Genomic DNA, 17093 nt, shown 5'->3' with positions numbered 1-17093 from the left:
TATGTCAGGCGAATTCCGTGGGGACCGCCGCATATCCCCGGCCGAGGTGGAGGGCCTCCTGGGGGAGGCTGGCGACGGCCTGCGCGTGGCGCTCGCGGGCGGCCGACAGGGGCTCCCTGCCCACGACCTCGCCGTCGCGCACCAGCTCGTGCAGCAGCGGGATGCCGCCCTCGGGGGCCAGGCCACCGGTGGTGACCAGCTCGGTCTCCACGTTGCCCGACTCGTCCAGCAGCCGGTACGCCTGCTTGCGGCCCCCGCGCGACGGCTTGCCCACCGAGCGCTTGGCCACGGCCTCCAGCTTGCCCGTGGCCGTCTCACGCGCCACCAGCTTGTACACCAGGGCCGCCGTGGGGACGCCGGAGCCCGTCACGAGGGAGGTGCCGACGCCGTAGCCGTCCACGGGGGCTGCGGCGAGCGCGGCGATGGCGTACTCGTCCAGGTCGGAGGTGACCAGGATGCGGGTGTTGAAGGCCCCGAGCGCGTCGAGCTGCTCGCGGACCTCCTGCGCGGCGGCGGCCAGGTCGCCCGAATCGATGCGGACCGCGCCCAGCTCCGGCCCGGCCAGCTCGACGGCCGTGCGTACCGCCTCGGCCACGTCGTACGTGTCCACCAGCAGCGTCGTCGAGCGGCCGAGCGAGGCGATCTGGGCCTTGAACGCGTCCTTCTCCGTGTCGTGCAGCAACGTGAACGCGTGCGCCGCCGTGCCGGCCGTGGGGACGCCGTACACGTGCCCGGCCATCAGGTTGGAGGTGGAGGCGAACCCGGCGATGTACGCGGCCCGTGCGGCCGCCACGGCGGCGCCCTCGTGCGTACGGCGCGAGCCCATCTCGATGATCGGCCGCTTGCCCGCCGCGTTGGTCATGCGCGAGGCGGCGGAGGCGATGGCGCAGTCATGGTTGAGTATCGAAAGGGCGAGCGTCTCCAGCAGCACGGCCTCCGCGAACGTGCCCTCCACGATCATGATGGGAGAGGCGGGGAAGTAGAGGTCGCCCTCGCGGTAGCCGTAGATGTTCCCGGAAAACCGGTAATCGGCGAGAAACGCCAGAGTGGAGCCGTCGACGACGTGGTTCTCCCGCAGATAGGTGAGTTCTTCCTCACCGAAACGGAAGCGTTCCAGTTCGTCCAGGACACGTCCCGTCCCGGCGACAACCCCGTAGCGCCTGCCGCCTGGTAGATGTCTGGCGAAAACCTCGAAAACGGCGCGTCTGTGTGCGGCCCCACTCTGCAGGGCCGCCTGTAGCATCGTCAGCTCATAGTGATCTGTCAGCAACGCAGTGCTCATGGCCATCCTCACGACTCGAAGACTACGGCCCAGATAGGGCAGACTCGGGGATGTGGGTAGCACCGCTCCAATCGCCGTTGAGCGTCCGTCATCGGACGTCCGACCCGATCTGCCATGGGTGACCATCGTCTGGAACGACCCCGTCAACCTCATGTCCTACGTGACCTATGTCTTCCAAACGGTCTTCGGCTACACGAAGGAGAAGGCCGAGAAACTCATGCTGGACGTTCATCACAAGGGCAAGGCCGTCGTGTCCAGCGGCACGCGGGAAGAGATGGAACGCGATGTGCAGATTCTCCACTCCTACGGCCTGTGGGCGACGCTCCAGCCGGACTCGGTCAAGTGAGGCGGCGGCACGGGTGACATCGGGATTCTCACCGGGCAAGGGCGGCGGCGTCATCGCGGAGTTCGAGGCCGCCGAGGTCTCGCTCCTGCGCTCGCTCGTCTCGATGATGCTGGGCATCGTGGAGCCGGGGCAGACCAGCGACGACCCGCTGGAGCGCGCGCTGGGCATCGGCGGGGGCGAGGCGCCGTCCGACCCGGTGCTGGCCAGGCTGTTCCCGTCGGCGTACGAGGACGAGCAGGAGTCGGCGGAGTTCCGCCGCTACACCGAGGCCACGCTGCGCGACGGCAAGCGGGCCGACGCCCAGACCGTCTTCGACACCGCCAAGTCGGGCCGGGCCGAGCTCACACCCGAGCAGGCCCAGGCGTGGCTGCGCTCGCTCAACGACGTACGCCTCACGCTCGGCACCAAGCTCGACGTGACCGAGGAGGTCCACGACGAGATCGCCATGATGTCCGAGGACGATCCGCGTTACCCGGCCTACGTCACCTACGACTGGCTGACCTACCTCCAGGACAGCCTGGTACGGGCGCTCTGGTAATTTCCGGGCATGCTGTCGATCGCGCAGGAACTGGCAGACAAGATCGTCGCCCACGCCCGTGCCGACCACCCCGATGAGGCGTGTGGCGTCATCGCGGGCAAGAACGGCGTTCCCGAGCGGTTCATCCCGATGGAGAACGCCGAACGCTCGCCCACCTTCTACCGCTTCGACTCCATGGAGCAGCTGCGCGTCTGGCGGGAGATGGACGACCGCGACGAGGAGCCCGTCGTGATCTACCACTCCCACACCGCCACCGAGGCGTACCCGTCGCGCACCGACGTGTCCTACGCCTCCGAGCCGGACGCCCACTACGTGCTGGTCTCCACGCGGGACGAGGACAAGGCCGAGTTCCGCTCGTACCGGATCCTCGACGGAGTGATTACGGAGGAAGAGGTAAGGTTTCTCCCATGATGGCCAGGCCGGTGCAGAGCTTCCTCTTCGCGCACACTCCGGCTGTCGTCGTTTACGACTGTCGCTGAGAAATCTGCCGTCTCACTGCCGCTACGGTCCTGGCCGGGCAGGAGAGTAGGGCGGCGGCAGCAGCAGTCTGAGCAGGTTTCTTCCTGGAAGCCCCCTGCCCGGAATCCCCCTTCAGCCGTCGGCGTTGCTGCCGATGGGACGACCTGACCTGAGGAGACTGAGCGCGATGGCCATCGAAGTTCGCATTCCGACCATCCTGCGTAATTACACCGGCGGCGCCAAGGCCGTCGACGCCGAGGGCGCCACCCTCGAAGAGCTGATCAGCAATCTTGAGTCGCGTCACCCCGGCATCAAGGAGCGCCTGGTCGACGCGGGCAGCCTGCGCCGCTTCGTCAACGTCTACCTGAACGACGAGGACGTGCGCTTCCTGGGCGGCCTGGGCACGCCGCTGTCCGACGGCGACACGGTCACCGTGCTGCCTGCCGTCGCAGGCGGGTGACATGCGGTTCGAATCGCTGATCGACTCGGTCGGCCACACGCCGCTCGTCGGCCTGCCGCGGCTGTCGCCCTCCGCGGAGGTGCGGATCTGGGCCAAGCTGGAGGACCGCAACCCGACCGGGTCGATCAAGGACAGGCCGGCCCTCTGGATGATCGAGGAGGCCGAGAAGGACGGCAGGCTCACCCCGGGCTGCACGATCCTCGAGCCCACCAGCGGCAACACCGGCATCTCGCTCGCGATGTCGGCCAGGCTCAAGGGCTACAGGCTGATCTGCGTGATGCCGGAGAACACCTCGGAGGAGCGCCGCCAGCTGCTGCGCATGTGGGGTGCGGAGATCATCTCCTCGCCGGCCGCGGGCGGCTCCAACGAGGCCGTACGCGTGGCCAAGGAGCTGTCGGCCCAGAATCCCTCCTGGGTGATGCTCTACCAGTACGGCAACCCGGCCAACTGGCGCTCCCACTACGAGAGCACCGGCCCCGAGATCCTCGAGGACCTGCCCACCCTCACCCACTTCGTGGCCGGGCTCGGCACGACGGGGACGCTGATGGGGGTCGGCCGGTTCCTGCGCGAGCGGGTGCCGGGCGTGCAGATCGTCGCGGCCGAGCCGCGCTACGGCGAGCTGGTGTACGGGCTGCGCAACGTGGACGAGGGCTTCATCCCCGAGCTCTACGACGAGTCCGTGCTGACCACCCGCTTCTCCGTGGGCTCGGCCGACGCGCTGCGGCGCACGCGTGAGCTGCTCGCCTCCGAGGGCATCTTCGCCGGGGTCTCGACCGGCGCGGCGCTGCACGCGGCGCTGGGGGTGGCCAACAAGGCGGTCAAGGCGGGCGAACGCGCGGACATCGTGTTCGTGGTGGCCGACGGCGGCTGGAAATACCTGTCCACGGGTGCCTACGAGGGCACCTTGGACGAGGCCGAAGAGCGCCTCGAAGGCCAGCTCTGGGCGTGAGACGACAGAGAGAAGGCCGCCGGTCCCATGACCGGCGGCCTTCTCTTTTGCGTCAGTTGAACAGGACCCGCGCCGAGAACGTCGCCTCGGTGTCGGTCCGGGTGCCGCTGATGCCGATGGCCCGCAGCGCCTGCGCGTTGGCCTTGTCGTCGCCGTCCATGGACTTGAGGTAGAGGTTCTCGACCTTGTCCAGGTCCACGAAGACCGCGAAGTTGGCGTCATCGGCGTTGGCGACGGCCGTCTGGAACGTCTCCGAGTCGCCGAGTGAGCCCTCCCCGGCCAGCTGCTTGGCGTACTCGTCCGACGTCGCCACCGCGAGGACGCCGTCGCCGGCGACCTTGGCGATCTGCGGCGCACCCTGGCCCTGGGAGCCCAGCGCCTTCTGGACCTTGTCCAGGACGGCCTGCGCCTTGGCGGGGTCGGTGACGACGCGCACGCCGCCCTTGATCTGCTCGCCGCCCAGGCCCTGGCTGTCCACCGCGAGCGTGAAGTTCTGGCCGACGACCGTGGCGAGGTCGCCGGGCAGCTGCAGGCCGAGCTGGCTCTGCGCCTGCTCGATGAACTGCTTGACCTCCGCGCCGCCGGCCGCCGCGGCCTGCTTCTGGATGTCGGCCCACTGCTTGGTGATGATCTGGTCGAGGCCGGAGACCGACACGGCGCCCGCCGTGGTGGCGGGCAGGGTGCCCAGCTCGGCCTTGGGCAGGTCACCCTCGGCGTTCAGGCCCTTGGCGCCGCGCATGACACCGGCGAGCTCGACGTACGCGCTGTCGAAGCGGAGCGCGCCGGCGAACCTGGCCTCCTTGAACTGCTCGACGGCGGCGGCCTGCTCGGCCGGGATCTCCTCCTTGGCCAGCTGCATGAGCCCGCCCATGTTGGCCCAGAACGACAGCACGCCCTGCTCGCCGACCGCGCCCATGTCGTCGTTGAACTCGCTGTTGTCGGCCAGGCTGGTGTCGGACTGCGCGAACTTGTCGGCCAGCTGCTGGGTCGAGCTGAGCAGCGCGTAGTCCTCGCGGAAGGCGATGCCGTACTTCTCGCCCTTCATGACCTTGGCGATGCCGGCCTTGGCCTGCGCCTCGTCCTTGACCTGGATGGCCACCGCGTAGTCGGGCTGCTCCTTGCCCGAGGGCACGGCCGCGAAACCGGCCCTGCTGCCCAGCCAGGGATCGACGTCCTTGGCGAAGTCGATCTTGGAGTCGGAGCCCTCGTTGAACATGTCGAAGATCGCCTTGCGCGGGTCCTCGCCGGTGAAGGTGTCCTTGGTCATCGTGAACTTCTTGGCCACCTGGAACAGCGCCAGCTTCTGGTTCGCCGCCGGGTCCATGTCGAGCCGGACGTAGGCGATCGAGTTGGCGGGCAGCACCTCGTTCGGCTGCGTGCCGCCGCCGCCGATGGCTCCCGTGGCCCACACCGCGCCGCCGCCGAGCAGGATCACCGCGAGCGCCGCCGCGGCGGCGATGATCCACGTCTTGCGACCCTTCTTGGCCGGCTCCGCGGGGCCGAAGCCCTCAGGCCCCTGCTGCTGCCAGCCGCCCTGGGCGTACTGGTCCTGCTGCCAACCCTGCTGCTCCTGCTGCCAACCCTGCTGCTCCTGCTGCCATCCCTGGCCCTGCTGCCACCCTTGCTGCTCCTGCTGCCAGCCCTGCTGCGGTTGCTGCTGCCAGCCGCTCTGTGCCTGCGGCTGGCCCTGCTGCCAATTCTGCTGGCCCTGCTGACCGTAGGGGTCGCCATAGGAGGGCTGCTGCTGCCCGTAGCCGGGCTGAGGGTTGTACGGCTGCTGCTGGCCGTAGGACGCCTGCTGGCCGTACGGCTGCTGGTAGGGCTGCTGCGGCGGGTACGGCTGGCCCGATGCCGGAGGGTTCTCCGGCTGCTGCCCCTGGTTCCAGTTGTACGTCGCGGTCCGGTCAGGATCCTGGCCGTAGGGGGGATTATTCGCAGACATCACTCAACTCACAATGTGGACTTTGGACCCAAAAGAAGTTAGCTGATGTTGCTTGACGGGCGCTTGAAATGTGCTGAAGTGAGATTCAGACCCGGGTGAGCTCCTTTCTCAGCGTGCTGATGTGGACCTCGCCTTCGCCGTACTCCGCGATGGACTCCCACGGCACGAACGTGCAACCCGCATAGGCCAGACGGGACAGGATCCGGGAGAGCCATTCCGGGCGGTCCGCGCGCTCGCGCGTGAGGCCCAGCAGCAGCGGCGCGCGCATGCTCGAGACGACGAGTCCGTAGACGGTGTGGCTCTGCTGCAGCTCCCCCTTGTGCTTGACCACGCGGATGTCCACCACGTGGCCGACCCACACCCCATTGGAGTCCCAGACGGACTGACCGATGAGTTCGGTGACACTCGACATGATCGAACTTTCTCAGCCGTATCACGTTTTCGCAGGTAGGCGCGCTGATAGCGGGATGCACTAGAGTATGCCTCCAGAATAGTGTTCTGGATTTGAGGCAGGCGTGGATGACCAAGTTCGACGAGGCGACACAGGCGATCAAGGTCGATGACGGCGTGTACGACGTGTGCCTGGATCCCGGTTACGCGATCGGCGGCCCGCTCAACGGCGGCTACCTCATGGCCGTGATGCTCCGGGCCGCCGTGGACGCCTCGCCGTTCGAGCATCCGGTGAGCACGACCGCGCAGTTCCTGAAGGCGCCGATCGCCGGGCCCGCGCAGGTCCGGATCGAGCCGCTCAAAGCGGGCAGGACGGCCGCCTTCGCCAGGGCCACGCTCGTGCAGGACGGCGTGGCGCACATCGAGGGCCTGATCACGACTGCCACGCTGAACGAGGCCGAGCCGGTCTTCGAGGCGCCCGCCCAGGACATGCCGAGTCGTGCGGAGTGCGTCAGGCTTCCCGATCCCAAGCCCGATTCGGGCATGACCCTGAACGCCCAGATGGAGCTGCTCTTCGACCCGCCCACCATCGGCTGGCTGAAGGGCGAGCCGACCGGCAGGCCGGAGTCGCGGGCGTACTTCAGGATGGCCGAGCCCCAAGACCCGGACCCGTACGTGCTGGCGCTGGCCGTGGACGCGCTGCCGCCCGTGGTGTTCTCCGCGGGCGCACGGGGCTGGGCGCCGACCGTGGAGCTGACCTGGCACCTGCGCGCGCTGCCCGCGCCCGGCTGGCTCACGCTGCTCGGCGGCGGCCGGCTCATCTCGGACGGCTGGTTCGACGAGGAGGTCGAGGTACGCGACTCCGCCGGCCGCCTCGTCGCCCAGTCGCGCCAGCTGGCCCGGGTCGGAAGAGGCTGATCACCAGGAATGTGACGAAGACGACACCGATTCAAAGGCCACTTCTCATAGGTGTGAGGATTCTTACGCAGAGTTGATCACGCAGGTCGCCTACCCTCTAGAGCGTGCCGGACGCGAGTATTGGGATCTTCGACAGCGGGGTCGGCGGCCTGACGGTCGCCCGTGCGATCATCGACCAGTTGCCCTGCGAGTCCATTACGTACGTGGCCGACACGGCCCGCCAGCCGTACGGGCCGAAACGCATCGCGGAGGTCCGCGCCTACGCCCTGGAGGTGATGGACCACCTCGTCGAGCAGGGCGTCAAGATGCTCGTGATCGCGTGCAACAGCGCCAGCGCGGCCGTGCTGCGTGACGCGCGCGAGCGCTACGACGTGCCGGTCGTCGAGGTGATCCAGCCCGCCACCAGGCGCGCGGTGCGCGCCACCCGCACCGGCAGGGTCGGCGTGATCGCCACGAGGGCCACCATCGACTCCATGGCCTACCACGACGCCTTCACCGCGGCGCCCGACGTGTGCCTCACCGGCGTGGCCGCCCCGCGCCTGGTGGAGTACGTCGAACGAGGGGAGACGATGAGCGACGAGCTCATCGAGGTCGTGCGCGAATACCTGGAGCCCATCAGGGCCGCGGGATGCGACACCCTCATCCTGGGCTGCACCCACTACCCGCTGCTCACCGGCGCGATCTCCTACGTCGTGGGCGACGGGGTCACGCTGGTCTCCAGCGCCGAGGAGACGGCCAAGGACGTCTACCGGATCCTGCACGATCGCGATCTGGCGGCGGGAGGCGAGGCCACCCCCCGGCACCGCTTCCTCGCCACCGGCGACTCCCTGCTCTTCGCCCGGCACGGGCGGCGTTTCCTGGGCCCGGAGATCGACGTGGTCGAAGTCGCACCAGTGGGGGGTACTACCTCTAACGGCCACTCGGCCGCCCGGAAGGAGCCCACATGAAGGTGACCATCGTCGGGTGCTCGGGCAGCTTCCCCGGCCCCGACAGCCCCGCATCCTGCTACCTCGTCGAGGCGGACGGGTTCAGGATGCTGCTCGACCTCGGCAGCGGATCGCTCGGCGCGCTCCAACGCCACATCGGAGTGTACGACGTGGACGCGATCTGCCTGACCCACCTGCACGCCGACCACTGTCTCGACATGTGCGGATACCACGTGGCCCGCACGTACGGGCCCGCGGCGCCGTACCCCCTGGTGCCCGTCTACGCGCCCGCCGACGCGCCGCGCCGGCTCTCGGCCGCGTACGGGATGCCGGACGAGCCGGGCATGGAGACCGCTTTCGAGTTCGTGCCGCTGGCGCCTGGCTCCTTCGAGATCGGGCCGTTCACGCTGACCGCGGGGCTGGTCAACCACCCGGTCGAGGCGTACGGCTTCCGCGTGTCCGACGGCACCAGGTCCGTGGTCTACTCCGGCGACACCGGCGAGTCCGCCGAACTGGTGAAGCTGGCCGCGGGCGCCGACCTGATGCTGTGCGAGGCGTCGTTCGTCGAGGGCCCCGACCTGCCTCCCGACCTGCACCTGACCGGCCGTCAGGCCGCCGAGCACGCCGACAGGGCCGAGGTCGGCCGGCTCGTGCTCACCCATCTCGTCCCGTGGAACGACCAGAGCACGGTGCTCGAGCAGGCGATGGGAGGGGGCTTCGCGGGCCCGGTCGAGCTGGCGCGCTGCGGCGCGGTCTACGACCTGGACTGAACCTCGCCGAAGTCGCGCATTCGGGGGAGCGGCGAGAACAGCAGCGGGAGAAACGCCAGCAGCCTGCCCGCCATGAAGACCCACAGGGCGTCCCGGACGCCGATCTGCTGGGCGACGAGGCCGCCGAGCAGCGCGCCCAGCGGCATGATGCCCCAGACCATGAACCGCACCGACGCGTTGACCCGGCCGAGCAGGTGCTCGGGGGTCACGGTCTGCCGGTAGGTGATCTGACCCACGTTCATCAATGTCGCGCTCCAAGAGAGCGCCATGGAAGTGATGGCGAAGCACACCGCCCGCCAGTCGGCCTGTGTCAGCGGCAGCAGCAGGCCGAAGGGCGAGGCCACGCTGACGGCCAGCCACGTCGTCCTGGCGATGCCGTACCGCCTGGACAGCCAGCCGGCGCTCAGGCCGCCGATCAGGCCACCGATGCCGCCCGACATGAGCAGCACGCCGACGACGCCGGGCGCGAGCCCGACCTCGTCGGCGAGGAATAAGACCGACAGGCCGAGCACGGCGCTGACGCACAGGTTGACGGCCGCCGTGGAGGCCACGAACATGCGCATCAGCCGGTCGTGCCACACGTACGCGAGACCTTCGCCGATGCCGCGCAGCAACGGGGTGCGCTCGGCGACGGCGGGGGGCTTGTCGGGCACCTTGACCGAGCCGAGGAAGAGCACCGAGCCGAGCGAGCCGAGCGCGGTGGCGACCACCGTGCACGGCGCACCGAGCAGCTGCACCAGCGCGCCCCCGATGCCCGGCCCCGCCAGGAACGCGCCGGAGCGGACGACCTCCAGCTTCGAGTTGCCGTCGCTGAGCTGCCCGGTGCCGACCAGCTCCGGCAGGTACGTCTGGTCGGCCACGTCGTTGAAGACCTGGCTCGCGCCCGCCAGCAGGGCGACCGCGAACATCACGCCGATCGACAGCAGCCCCAGCTGGGCCGCCAGCGGTATGCTGCCGAGCAGCAGGAACCTCGCCAGGTCGGTGACCATCATCACGCGGCGCTTGCGCATCCTGTCGACCCATACCCCCGCGGGCAGACCGATGAGCAGGAACGCCGTCGTCTGCAGCGCCGACAGCGCGCCGACCGCCGCCGGCCCGGCGTGGAGCGTGAGCACGGCCACCAGGGGGAGTGCCACACGTGAGATATTCGCCCCAAGTTCGTCCGCGACATGCGAACTGAGGAACCGGAGGAAGTCAGGGTTTCGCAACACCCCCGTTGTCATTCGGTAAGGATCCATGTGGTGGACACATTTGGTCAAGAGTGTCGTGGCCCGGAGATAGGGTGATCTGCATGTCCAGACAGGATGGCCGCAACCCTGACCAGCTACGCACGATCACCATCACCAGGCATTGGCTGGACCACGCCGAAGGTTCGGTGCTGGTCGAATTCGGCAACACGCGGGTGTTGTGCGCCGCCTCCGTCCAGGACAGTGTGCCCCGGTGGCGCAGAGGCAGCGGCCAGGGCTGGGTTACGGCCGAATATGCCATGTTGCCCCGGGCGACCAATACTCGCAACGATCGCGAATCGGTCCGCGGCAAAATCGGCGGCAGGACTCATGAGATTTCCCGGCTGATCGGGCGTTCGCTGCGGGCCTGCGTCGATTACAAGGCGCTGGGCGAAAACTCCATCCTGCTCGACTGCGACGTGCTGCAGGCCGACGGCGGCACCAGGACCGCCGCGATCACCGGCGCCTACGTCGCGCTCGCCGACGCGGTCGCGTGGATGCGCGAGCGCCGCATGTGCCCGGGCGACCCGCTGATCGGCTCGGTCGCGGCCGTCTCCGTCGGGGTGGTCGGCTCGGTGCCGATGCTCGACCTCTGCTACACCGAGGACGTGGCCGCCGAGACCGACATGAACGTCGTGATGACCGGAGAGGGCAGCTTCGTCGAGGTGCAGGGCACCGCCGAGGGCGCCCCGTTCGACCGCGGCGCGCTCGACCAGCTCCTCGACCTGGCCGTGGCCGGCTGCGAGGAGCTCACGCTGATCCAGCACGAGGCCCTGGGCTCATGAAGATCGTGCTGGCCACCCGCAACGCGGGCAAGATCGCGGAGCTGCGCCGCATCCTGGCCGACTTCGACATCGTGGGCCTCGAGGAGTTCCCCTCGATCGGCGAGGTCGCCGAGACCGGCGTCACCTTCGAGGAGAACGCGCTGCTCAAGGCGCACGCCGTCGCCCAGGGGTCGGGTCTGCCCGCGGTCGCGGACGACTCGGGGCTCTGCGTCGACGTGCTCGGCGGCATGCCGGGCGTCTTCTCCGCCCGCTGGTCCGGGCGGCACGGCGACGACCAGGCCAACCTCGACCTGCTGCTCGCGCAGGTGTCCGACGTGCCTGCCGACAGGCTGACCGCCCACTTCGCCTGCGCCGCCGTGCTGGCGCTCCCGTCGGGGGAGACCCGCGTGGTGGAGGGCGTGCTGCCGGGCCGTCTCGTCAGCTCGCCCCGGGGGTCCAACGGGTTCGGGTACGACCCGATCTTCGTGCCCGACGGCGAGGAGCGCACGACGGCCGAGATGTCGCCGGAGGACAAGGACGCGATCAGCCACCGAGGGCGGGCCTTCCGCGCGCTGTCGCCGCTGGTGCGGGAGCTGCTCAGCTCGTAATCACCGCGTAAGAACCGTGTGGGGCCGGACGGCGTAGCGTCGGATTGTGCAGCGTAATTCGGTGGCGCCCGCCTGGGCCGGGGCCCTCGCGGGGCTGGTGTCCGGTGGTGTGGCCCTTGGAGTGGCCCAGCTCGTGGCCGCGTTCGTCGGGCCGGAGACGTTTCCCGTCGTGGCCGTGGGGGATGTGACGGTCGATCTTTCGCCTGCTCCTGTGAAGGAGTTCGCGATCAGCGCGTTCGGCGAGAACGACAAGACGGTCCTGATCGGCGGCGTCCTGGTGGTGCTCGCCGCGGTCGCGGCGCTCATCGGGGTGCTGGCCCTGCGCCGGCTCGCCTACGGCTTCGCCGGGCTGGCCGCGTTCGGGGTGATCGGCGCCGTCGCGGTGCTCACCCGGCCTGGCGCCGGGGTCCTGGACCTGCTGCCGACCCTCGTGGGGGTGGCGGCGGGCGCGTGGGCGCTTTCCTGGCTGGTACGGCGCGCGACACCGGACGCCGGTGCCGATGCCGGCGGCGATGCCGAGGCATCTTCGTCAGCCGCCGGTGCGGCGGTGGAGCGGCCCGCCGTGATGCGGGCGGGGGATGACCTGCGGGCCTTCGACCGGCGGCGGCTGCTGACCGGCGCCGCCGGCGGAGTGGTGGTCGCCGGGGCGGCCGCCGTGCTGGGGAGGCAGCTCGGCGGGCGGCAGGTCGTGGATGCCGCGCGGGTGGGCGTGGCACTGCCCAAGCCGGTGACGCCCGCCAAGCCCGTCCCGGCGGGCGCCGACCTCCGCATCAACGGCCTGTCCTCGTTCATCACGAAAAATCACGACTTCTACCGGGTGGACACCGCGCTCATCGTCCCCCAGGTGGATCCCCGCGACTGGAAGCTGCGCATTCACGGCATGGTCGACCGGCCGGTGGAGCTCACGTACGCGGACCTGCTCGCCATGCCGCTCACCGAGGCGGACGTCACGCTCACCTGCGTCTCCAACGAGGTCGGCGGCGAGTACGTCGGGAACGCCCGCTGGCTCGGCGCCCGCATGGCTGAGGTGCTGCGCAAGGCCGGGCTCCAGTCCGGCGCCGACATGCTCCTGTCCACCTCGGCCGACGGCTTCACCTGCGGCACCCCGGTCGACGTGGTCATGGACGGCCGCGACGCGCTGTTCGCCATCGCGATGAACGGCGAGGCCCTGCCCGTGGAGCACGGCTTCCCCGTGCGGCAGGTGGTGCCCGGCCTGTACGGGTACGTGTCGGCCACCAAATGGGTCGTGGATCTCAAGGTGACCAGGTTCGACCAGGACGAGGCGTACTGGACGCCACGGGGTTGGGCGGCCAAGGGTCCCATCAAGACCCAGTCGCGGATCGACGTCCCCAAGTCGGGCGCCTCCCTGAAGCCGGGGCGCACCACGATCGCCGGAGTGGCCTGGGCGCAGCACACCGGGGTGGACGCCGTGGAGGTGCGGGTCGACGGCGGGGAGTGGCGGCAGGCGCGGCCGGCCGAGGTGCCCGGCCCCGACACCTGGCGGCAGTGGTCGATCGACTGGGACGCCGCACCCGGGCGGCACACGATCCAGGTACGGGCGACCGACGCGGCCGGGCGTACCCAGACCGAGCAGGAGGCCCCGCCCGCGCCCGACGGCGCGACCGGCTGGCACACCATCACGGTGCAGGTGGCCCAGGCCTGACTTGTCCCTGTTTCCGCAGGTACGGCCGGTGGTTCCTGCGGAGAATCTTGCCGACTTCCCCTCCTTGTCACGGTGACGCCTCTACGATCGGTCGTCGAGCATGACAGGAGGCAGGCCGTGTTCCGCGAGCGCAAGCCGAGTGTCCGAGACGGGCAGTACAACCCCCTGGTGGCGGAGGGGGTGCGGTGGCTCGACTACGAGCGCGCCGCCGAGGCCGGTGGCGTCACGGCGCGGGACGGCTACTCGCCGGAGGGCCCGGCCACCTTGGCGCCCGTCGCCTCCCCGCCGGCCGATTCGCAGTCCGACGCTTTTCTGTACGACGGCGAACCACTGGCCGACCGGCTTGACGCCGGCGAGGGTGACTGGTTCGACGGGCCGCGTCGGCCGCCCAGGCTCGCCGACTCCAGGCCGTACGGGGTGCCCGGCGGGCTCGCGCAGCCGGACCCGCAGGTGGAGCGGGACCTCGCCGAGGCGCTGCGGCCCGGCGACCGATTTCCCGACCCGCGCGGCACCTGGGTGCGGCTGATCAACGGCGGCGGCCCCGCCGATGACCCGTTCAGGGCCTCCAACGCCGCTGACTGCGCGCTGGCGGTGCTGTCCACCTGGCACGGCGAGCCCGCCACGGCCGCCCCGAGATTTCCCGAGTACGACCGGGTCGGCCGGCCCCTGCTGACCGGCGAGCAGGGCAGTCTCCACCGGATCGAGCGGTGGGTGGGGCACCGCTTCCAGTACGCGGGGCAGGGCCGGCACGGCTACCCGATGATCGCGCGGCGGCTGCTCGACGCCGGCCACGGGGCGGGCGCCGTCATCGCGGTGCGCTGGCCCGGCGGCGGCTCCCATGCCTGGAACGCGGTCAACGCCGATGGCGAGGTGATCTGGATCGACGCTCAGAGGGGGCACATGTCCGTCGAGCCGCCGTACACGACGGTGACCGGGGTGTTCTGCGTGCTGCTCGACCGGCAGGGGCGGCCGCGATGAACCTGAACCAGGCCCGGGCGATAGCCGAGGAGTACTTCAACGGGGTGCGGGCGCACGACGAGGCGGTGCCGGTCGGGGTGTACGGGTTCCATGACGGTTATGTCGCCTGGGTGCGCGATCTCGATCTCGACGATCCGGCGAGGCTGCCGGAGACGATCGGGGGCGGGTGCATCGTGATCGACCGGGCCACGGGCGAGGTGGTGGCCCGGCCGCTCCTCGACCCGGAGACGGTCGCCGACCTCTGGCCCGGCCTCACGCCCCGCTGACGTCCTCAAGGGGAGGGCCGGGCGCCGCCCCCATGAGACGCCCGACCGACCGCGCGCTCCCCCTTTCCGCGTTTTTCGCTTTTATGCGACTTCTTCGCTTTTATTGGACTGCGTAGCAATTTGTCCGGATCAGCCGGTGGCGAGGGAGCCGACGATCGAAGCACGGGCCGCGCGGCGAGCCGGAAGCACCGCGGCCAGCATCCCGGCCACTCCCGACAGCACCACGAAGAGCCCGATCTGCCCGGCAGGCACGGTGAAGACGGCGCCGTCCAGCATCGCCCTGATGGCGGCCCATCCGAAGACGCCTCCGAGCACGACGCCGACCAGGGCTCCGATCAGCCCGAGCACCAGCGCCTCGATCGACAGCATCCGCCGCAGCTGCGCCCTGGTCAGGCCCAGGGCCCGCAGCAGCGCCGACTCCCTGGTCCGCTCGTGGACCGACAGGGAGAGCGTGTTCGCGATGCCCAGCAGCGAGATCAGGATCGCCAGCCCCAACAGCCCAGTGACGATCATGAGCAGCATGTCCAGCGTCTCGTCGAACTGGCCGCGTACCTCCGTCGAACTTGTCACCCGCACGGTCGGATAGGCCGCGACGGCGGCGTCCACCACCTTGCGCGCCTGCTCGGGCGGCACCCCGTCCCGGATGTTGATCAGGACGCGGGAGTCCGGCACGGCCCCGAAGTAGGTGTCGAACGCGGCCTCCGCGACCGTGACCGGCGGCAGTGACGACTGGCTACCGTCGAGCAGGGCGACCACCTTCAGCGAGACGGTGCCGGCCTTGGGCGTCTTGACCGATATCGACTCGCCGAGCCGCATGCCGAGGTCGTCGTCCACCGCCGCCTGTCCGGCGCCGAAGCCGTTCATGGAGCCGGCGATGACATACGGGCTGATCGGGCCGGTAAAGGTGCCGACCTTGAGCCGCTTGCCCCCGACCGTGCTTTTGGCGTCGCGGATCTGCGCCACGGACGCCAGTTCGGGCCGGCCGCGCAGCTGCGACGCCACGGACCTGGGGACGGCCGCGTCGCCTTCCTGAGTCGCCAGCAGGTAGTCGATCGGGAACTGGTCGTCGAGCTTGGCCGTCATCGTCAGCCTGGTGGAGGCGGTGACCACGGAGATCAGCGTCATGAGCGTCACGCCGATGGTCAGCGCGATCGTGGTGGTCGCGGCCCGCCTCGGGTTGCGGCCCGAGTTGTCCACCGCCAGCCGCCCCGGCACCCCGAACAGCCTGCCCGGGAGCCAGCCGGCCAGCGCGCTCAGCGGCCTGACCAGCACCGGCCCGAGGATCAACACCCCCAGGAACGTCAGCGCGCCCCCGGCCATCACGACGAAGAGCGCGACCTGCTGGCCCGGTGGGAGCACGAACACGCCCACCGACGTCGTGGCGAGGCCCGCCACCAGGAAGAGCGCGGCGAAGAGCCCGCGCAGCCGGCCGGACCGGAACGTCTGCTCCTCGAGCTGGGAGCGCAGCGCCGCGATCGGCGCGACCCCGGTGGCCGACCTGGCGGGGAGCAGGGCCGCGCCCACCGTGACGACCACGCCGACGGCCAGGCCGAGCGCGATCGTGGCGGGCGTGAGCGTGACGGCCGCGTTCGTGGGCATCGGGGCGTCGAGCGCGCGCAGGACGGTCAGCGTGAGCGAGGCCAGGCCGTACCCGATGACCAGGCCGAGCGCGGAGGCGAGCGCGCCGACCACCACGGACTCCAGCAGGATCGAGCCGAACACCTGCCCGCGCGTGGCGCCGATGCACCGCAGCAGCGCCATCTCCCTGGTGCGCTGGGCGACGAGGATGTTGAAGGTGTTGTAGATGACCAGCGCGGCCACCATCATCGCCACGACGCCGAACAGCAGCAGCCCCGTCGTGAGTGAGCGGATCTCCACCCCCGCCGCTCTGGCCAGGTCGCCGGCCAGTTCGTCGCCGGTCCTGACCGCGTACGCGCCGCCGACCGCCGCCGCGACGGCCTGCTTCAGGCCGGGAGCCGTGCCGGCGACGTCGATCTCGCGGTAGCCCTTCGCGCCGGTCATCCGCTGCGCGGTGGCAGCGGTGAAGCCGACCGCCCCGGTGTAGGAGAGCTCCTGGTCCACGCCCGGGTCGAGCAGGCCGACGAGCTTGAACCGGTGCGGGCGCTGCCTGTCGTCGAGCACGGTGATCGTGTCGCCGAGGTGGAAGCCCTGGGCCTTGGCGGTGTTCTTGTCGAGCACGGCGGCCTGGTCGTCGGTCCCTGGACCGGTGCCCGAGACGATGTCGGTGCGGTCGAGCGGGCCGCGGACGACGGACAGGGCGGTGGTCGGGGCGTTCCCGGCGGTCTTGCCGTCCCTGCCGAGCACGGGCGCGGCGGCGCGGATCAGGCCCTGCGCCTCGGTCACGCCGTCCAGTGCGCGTATCCGCTCCAGGACCCGCTCGGGCAGCACGGCGTCCGGGCCCTTGGGCAGCACGGCCACGTCCACCTTGGCCGCGTCGGCCGTGACGCGCTGCGCGAACCCGGCCTGCATGGTGTCGTTCAGGACGAACGTGCCCGCGATGAACCCCACGCCGAGCGTGATCGCCAGTGAGGTGAGCAGCAGCCGGAGCTTGTGCGCGCGCAGCCCGGCCAGTGCCGTCTTCAGCACC

The 17093-nt window shown here is 70.2% G+C and carries 18 protein-coding genes; 13 read left to right on the top strand and 5 right to left on the bottom strand.

The window, feature by feature from the left end; translation table 11 throughout:
• Positions 1-4: 4 nt before the first annotated feature.
• On the bottom strand, positions 5-1288 hold the full coding sequence (locus tag ABD830_RS13290; protein WP_344987031.1) for a nicotinate phosphoribosyltransferase: 1284 nt from the start codon (positions 1286-1288) through the stop codon (positions 5-7).
• 46 nt (positions 1289-1334) lie between these two features.
• Between ABD830_RS13290 and clpS the strand changes: the two genes are divergently transcribed.
• The 5 genes from clpS to ABD830_RS13265 all read left to right on the top strand — a co-directional run bounded on the left by clpS (position 1335) and on the right by ABD830_RS13265 (position 4034).
• Entirely contained in the window at positions 1335-1628 is a 294-nt protein-coding gene (gene clpS / locus ABD830_RS13285; RefSeq protein ID WP_090935661.1) for an ATP-dependent Clp protease adapter ClpS, read from the top strand.
• Between the two features lie 13 nt (positions 1629-1641).
• A complete protein-coding gene (locus tag ABD830_RS13280; protein WP_344987029.1) occupies positions 1642-2166 on the top strand; it encodes a DUF2017 domain-containing protein in 525 nt (174 codons plus the stop codon).
• A gap of 9 nt (positions 2167-2175) precedes the next feature.
• Positions 2176-2577 carry a M67 family metallopeptidase gene (locus ABD830_RS13275; RefSeq protein WP_344987028.1) on the top strand — a complete coding sequence of 134 codons (402 nt, stop codon included), beginning with the start codon at positions 2176-2178 and terminating at the stop codon, positions 2575-2577.
• 235 nt (positions 2578-2812) lie between these two features.
• Positions 2813-3085 carry a MoaD/ThiS family protein gene (locus ABD830_RS13270; protein WP_185071430.1) on the top strand — a complete coding sequence of 91 codons (273 nt, stop codon included), beginning with the start codon at positions 2813-2815 and terminating at the stop codon, positions 3083-3085.
• 1 nt (position 3086) lies between these two features.
• Positions 3087-4034: a PLP-dependent cysteine synthase family protein gene (locus tag ABD830_RS13265; protein ID WP_344987027.1), complete on the top strand. Its 948-nt coding sequence runs from the start codon at positions 3087-3089 to the stop codon at positions 4032-4034.
• A gap of 52 nt (positions 4035-4086) precedes the next feature.
• On the opposite strand, the gene ABD830_RS13260 is transcribed toward ABD830_RS13265, so the two are convergent.
• Positions 4087-5976, bottom strand: coding sequence for a hypothetical protein (locus tag ABD830_RS13260; RefSeq protein WP_344987676.1), 1890 nt, complete (start codon positions 5974-5976; stop codon positions 4087-4089).
• A gap of 85 nt (positions 5977-6061) precedes the next feature.
• Positions 6062-6388: a hypothetical protein gene (locus ABD830_RS13255; RefSeq protein ID WP_344987026.1), complete on the bottom strand. Its 327-nt coding sequence runs from the start codon at positions 6386-6388 to the stop codon at positions 6062-6064.
• Between the two features lie 107 nt (positions 6389-6495).
• Here ABD830_RS13255 and ABD830_RS13250 point away from each other — a divergent pair, with 107 nt between their 5' ends.
• The 3 genes from ABD830_RS13250 (at position 6496) to ABD830_RS13240 (ending at position 8980) form a co-directional block, all read left to right on the top strand.
• Positions 6496-7284 (top strand): thioesterase family protein, encoded by a 789-nt coding sequence (locus ABD830_RS13250; RefSeq protein ID WP_344987025.1) that lies wholly within the window; start codon positions 6496-6498, stop codon positions 7282-7284.
• A 104-nt stretch (positions 7285-7388) separates the two neighbouring features.
• Complete coding sequence (murI, locus tag ABD830_RS13245; RefSeq protein WP_344987024.1) at positions 7389-8231, top strand: glutamate racemase; 843 nt, start codon at positions 7389-7391, stop codon at positions 8229-8231.
• Positions 8228-8980, top strand: coding sequence for an MBL fold metallo-hydrolase (locus ABD830_RS13240; protein ID WP_344987023.1), 753 nt, complete (start codon positions 8228-8230; stop codon positions 8978-8980). Before murI ends, ABD830_RS13240 begins: the two co-directional genes overlap by 4 nt.
• Here ABD830_RS13240 and ABD830_RS13235 read toward each other — a convergent pair.
• Positions 8965-10203 carry an MFS transporter gene (locus tag ABD830_RS13235; RefSeq protein ID WP_344987022.1) on the bottom strand — a complete coding sequence of 413 codons (1239 nt, stop codon included), beginning with the start codon at positions 10201-10203 and terminating at the stop codon, positions 8965-8967. The two genes, ABD830_RS13240 and ABD830_RS13235, sit on opposite strands and share 16 nt — an antisense overlap.
• 68 nt (positions 10204-10271) lie before the next feature.
• On the opposite strand from ABD830_RS13235, the gene rph reads away from it, so the two are divergent.
• The 5 genes from rph (at position 10272) to ABD830_RS13210 (ending at position 14485) form a co-directional block, all read left to right on the top strand.
• Positions 10272-10991, top strand: a complete 720-nt coding sequence (gene rph / locus ABD830_RS13230; protein WP_344987021.1) for a ribonuclease PH — start codon at positions 10272-10274, stop codon at positions 10989-10991.
• Entirely contained in the window at positions 10988-11578 is a 591-nt protein-coding gene (rdgB, locus tag ABD830_RS13225; protein WP_344987020.1) for an RdgB/HAM1 family non-canonical purine NTP pyrophosphatase, read from the top strand. Before rph ends, rdgB begins: the two co-directional genes overlap by 4 nt.
• Before the next feature lie 46 nt (positions 11579-11624).
• On the top strand, positions 11625-13241 hold the full coding sequence (locus ABD830_RS13220; protein ID WP_344987019.1) for a molybdopterin-dependent oxidoreductase: 1617 nt from the start codon (positions 11625-11627) through the stop codon (positions 13239-13241).
• A 72-nt stretch (positions 13242-13313) separates the two neighbouring features.
• Complete coding sequence (locus ABD830_RS13215) at positions 13314-14219, top strand: toxin glutamine deamidase domain-containing protein (RefSeq protein ID WP_344987018.1); 906 nt, start codon at positions 13314-13316, stop codon at positions 14217-14219.
• Positions 14216-14485, top strand: a complete 270-nt coding sequence (locus ABD830_RS13210; protein ID WP_344987017.1) for a hypothetical protein — start codon at positions 14216-14218, stop codon at positions 14483-14485. Before ABD830_RS13215 ends, ABD830_RS13210 begins: the two co-directional genes overlap by 4 nt.
• Before the next feature lie 129 nt (positions 14486-14614).
• Here the strand turns inward: ABD830_RS13210 and ABD830_RS13205 are convergent, their stop codons facing one another.
• Positions 14615-17092, bottom strand: a complete 2478-nt coding sequence (locus ABD830_RS13205; protein ID WP_344987015.1) for an ABC transporter permease — start codon at positions 17090-17092, stop codon at positions 14615-14617.
• Position 17093 lies beyond the last annotated feature (1 nt).

Origin of the sequence: Nonomuraea helvata (genome assembly GCF_039535785.1) — a bacterium.
Taxonomy (GTDB): Bacteria; Actinomycetota; Actinomycetes; order Streptosporangiales; family Streptosporangiaceae; genus Nonomuraea; species Nonomuraea helvata.
Note: the sequence above shows the minus strand (reverse complement) of the source record. Positions and strands in the feature narration are given on the sequence as shown.

What these genes read in the sequence shown, in the direction of transcription:
- ABD830_RS13235 (WP_344987022.1), bottom strand. Translation starts at nt 10,203, where the DNA reads ATGACAACGGGGGTGTTGCGAAACCCTGACTTCCTCCGGTTCCTCAGT.
- ABD830_RS13250 (WP_344987025.1), top strand. Translation starts at nt 6,496, where the DNA reads ATGACCAAGTTCGACGAGGCGACACAGGCGATCAAGGTCGATGACGGC.
- ABD830_RS13260 (WP_344987676.1), bottom strand. Translation starts at nt 5,976, where the DNA reads ATGTCTGCGAATAATCCCCCCTACGGCCAGGATCCTGACCGGACCGCG.
- ABD830_RS13275 (WP_344987028.1), top strand. Translation starts at nt 2,176, where the DNA reads ATGCTGTCGATCGCGCAGGAACTGGCAGACAAGATCGTCGCCCACGCC.
- rph (WP_344987021.1), top strand. Translation starts at nt 10,272, where the DNA reads ATGTCCAGACAGGATGGCCGCAACCCTGACCAGCTACGCACGATCACC.
- ABD830_RS13255 (WP_344987026.1), bottom strand. Translation starts at nt 6,388, where the DNA reads ATGTCGAGTGTCACCGAACTCATCGGTCAGTCCGTCTGGGACTCCAAT.
- ABD830_RS13265 (WP_344987027.1), top strand. Translation starts at nt 3,087, where the DNA reads ATGCGGTTCGAATCGCTGATCGACTCGGTCGGCCACACGCCGCTCGTC.
- ABD830_RS13270 (WP_185071430.1), top strand. Translation starts at nt 2,813, where the DNA reads ATGGCCATCGAAGTTCGCATTCCGACCATCCTGCGTAATTACACCGGC.
- ABD830_RS13290 (WP_344987031.1), bottom strand. Translation starts at nt 1,288, where the DNA reads ATGGCCATGAGCACTGCGTTGCTGACAGATCACTATGAGCTGACGATG.
- rdgB (WP_344987020.1), top strand. Translation starts at nt 10,988, where the DNA reads ATGAAGATCGTGCTGGCCACCCGCAACGCGGGCAAGATCGCGGAGCTG.
- ABD830_RS13210 (WP_344987017.1), top strand. Translation starts at nt 14,216, where the DNA reads ATGAACCTGAACCAGGCCCGGGCGATAGCCGAGGAGTACTTCAACGGG.
- ABD830_RS13240 (WP_344987023.1), top strand. Translation starts at nt 8,228, where the DNA reads ATGAAGGTGACCATCGTCGGGTGCTCGGGCAGCTTCCCCGGCCCCGAC.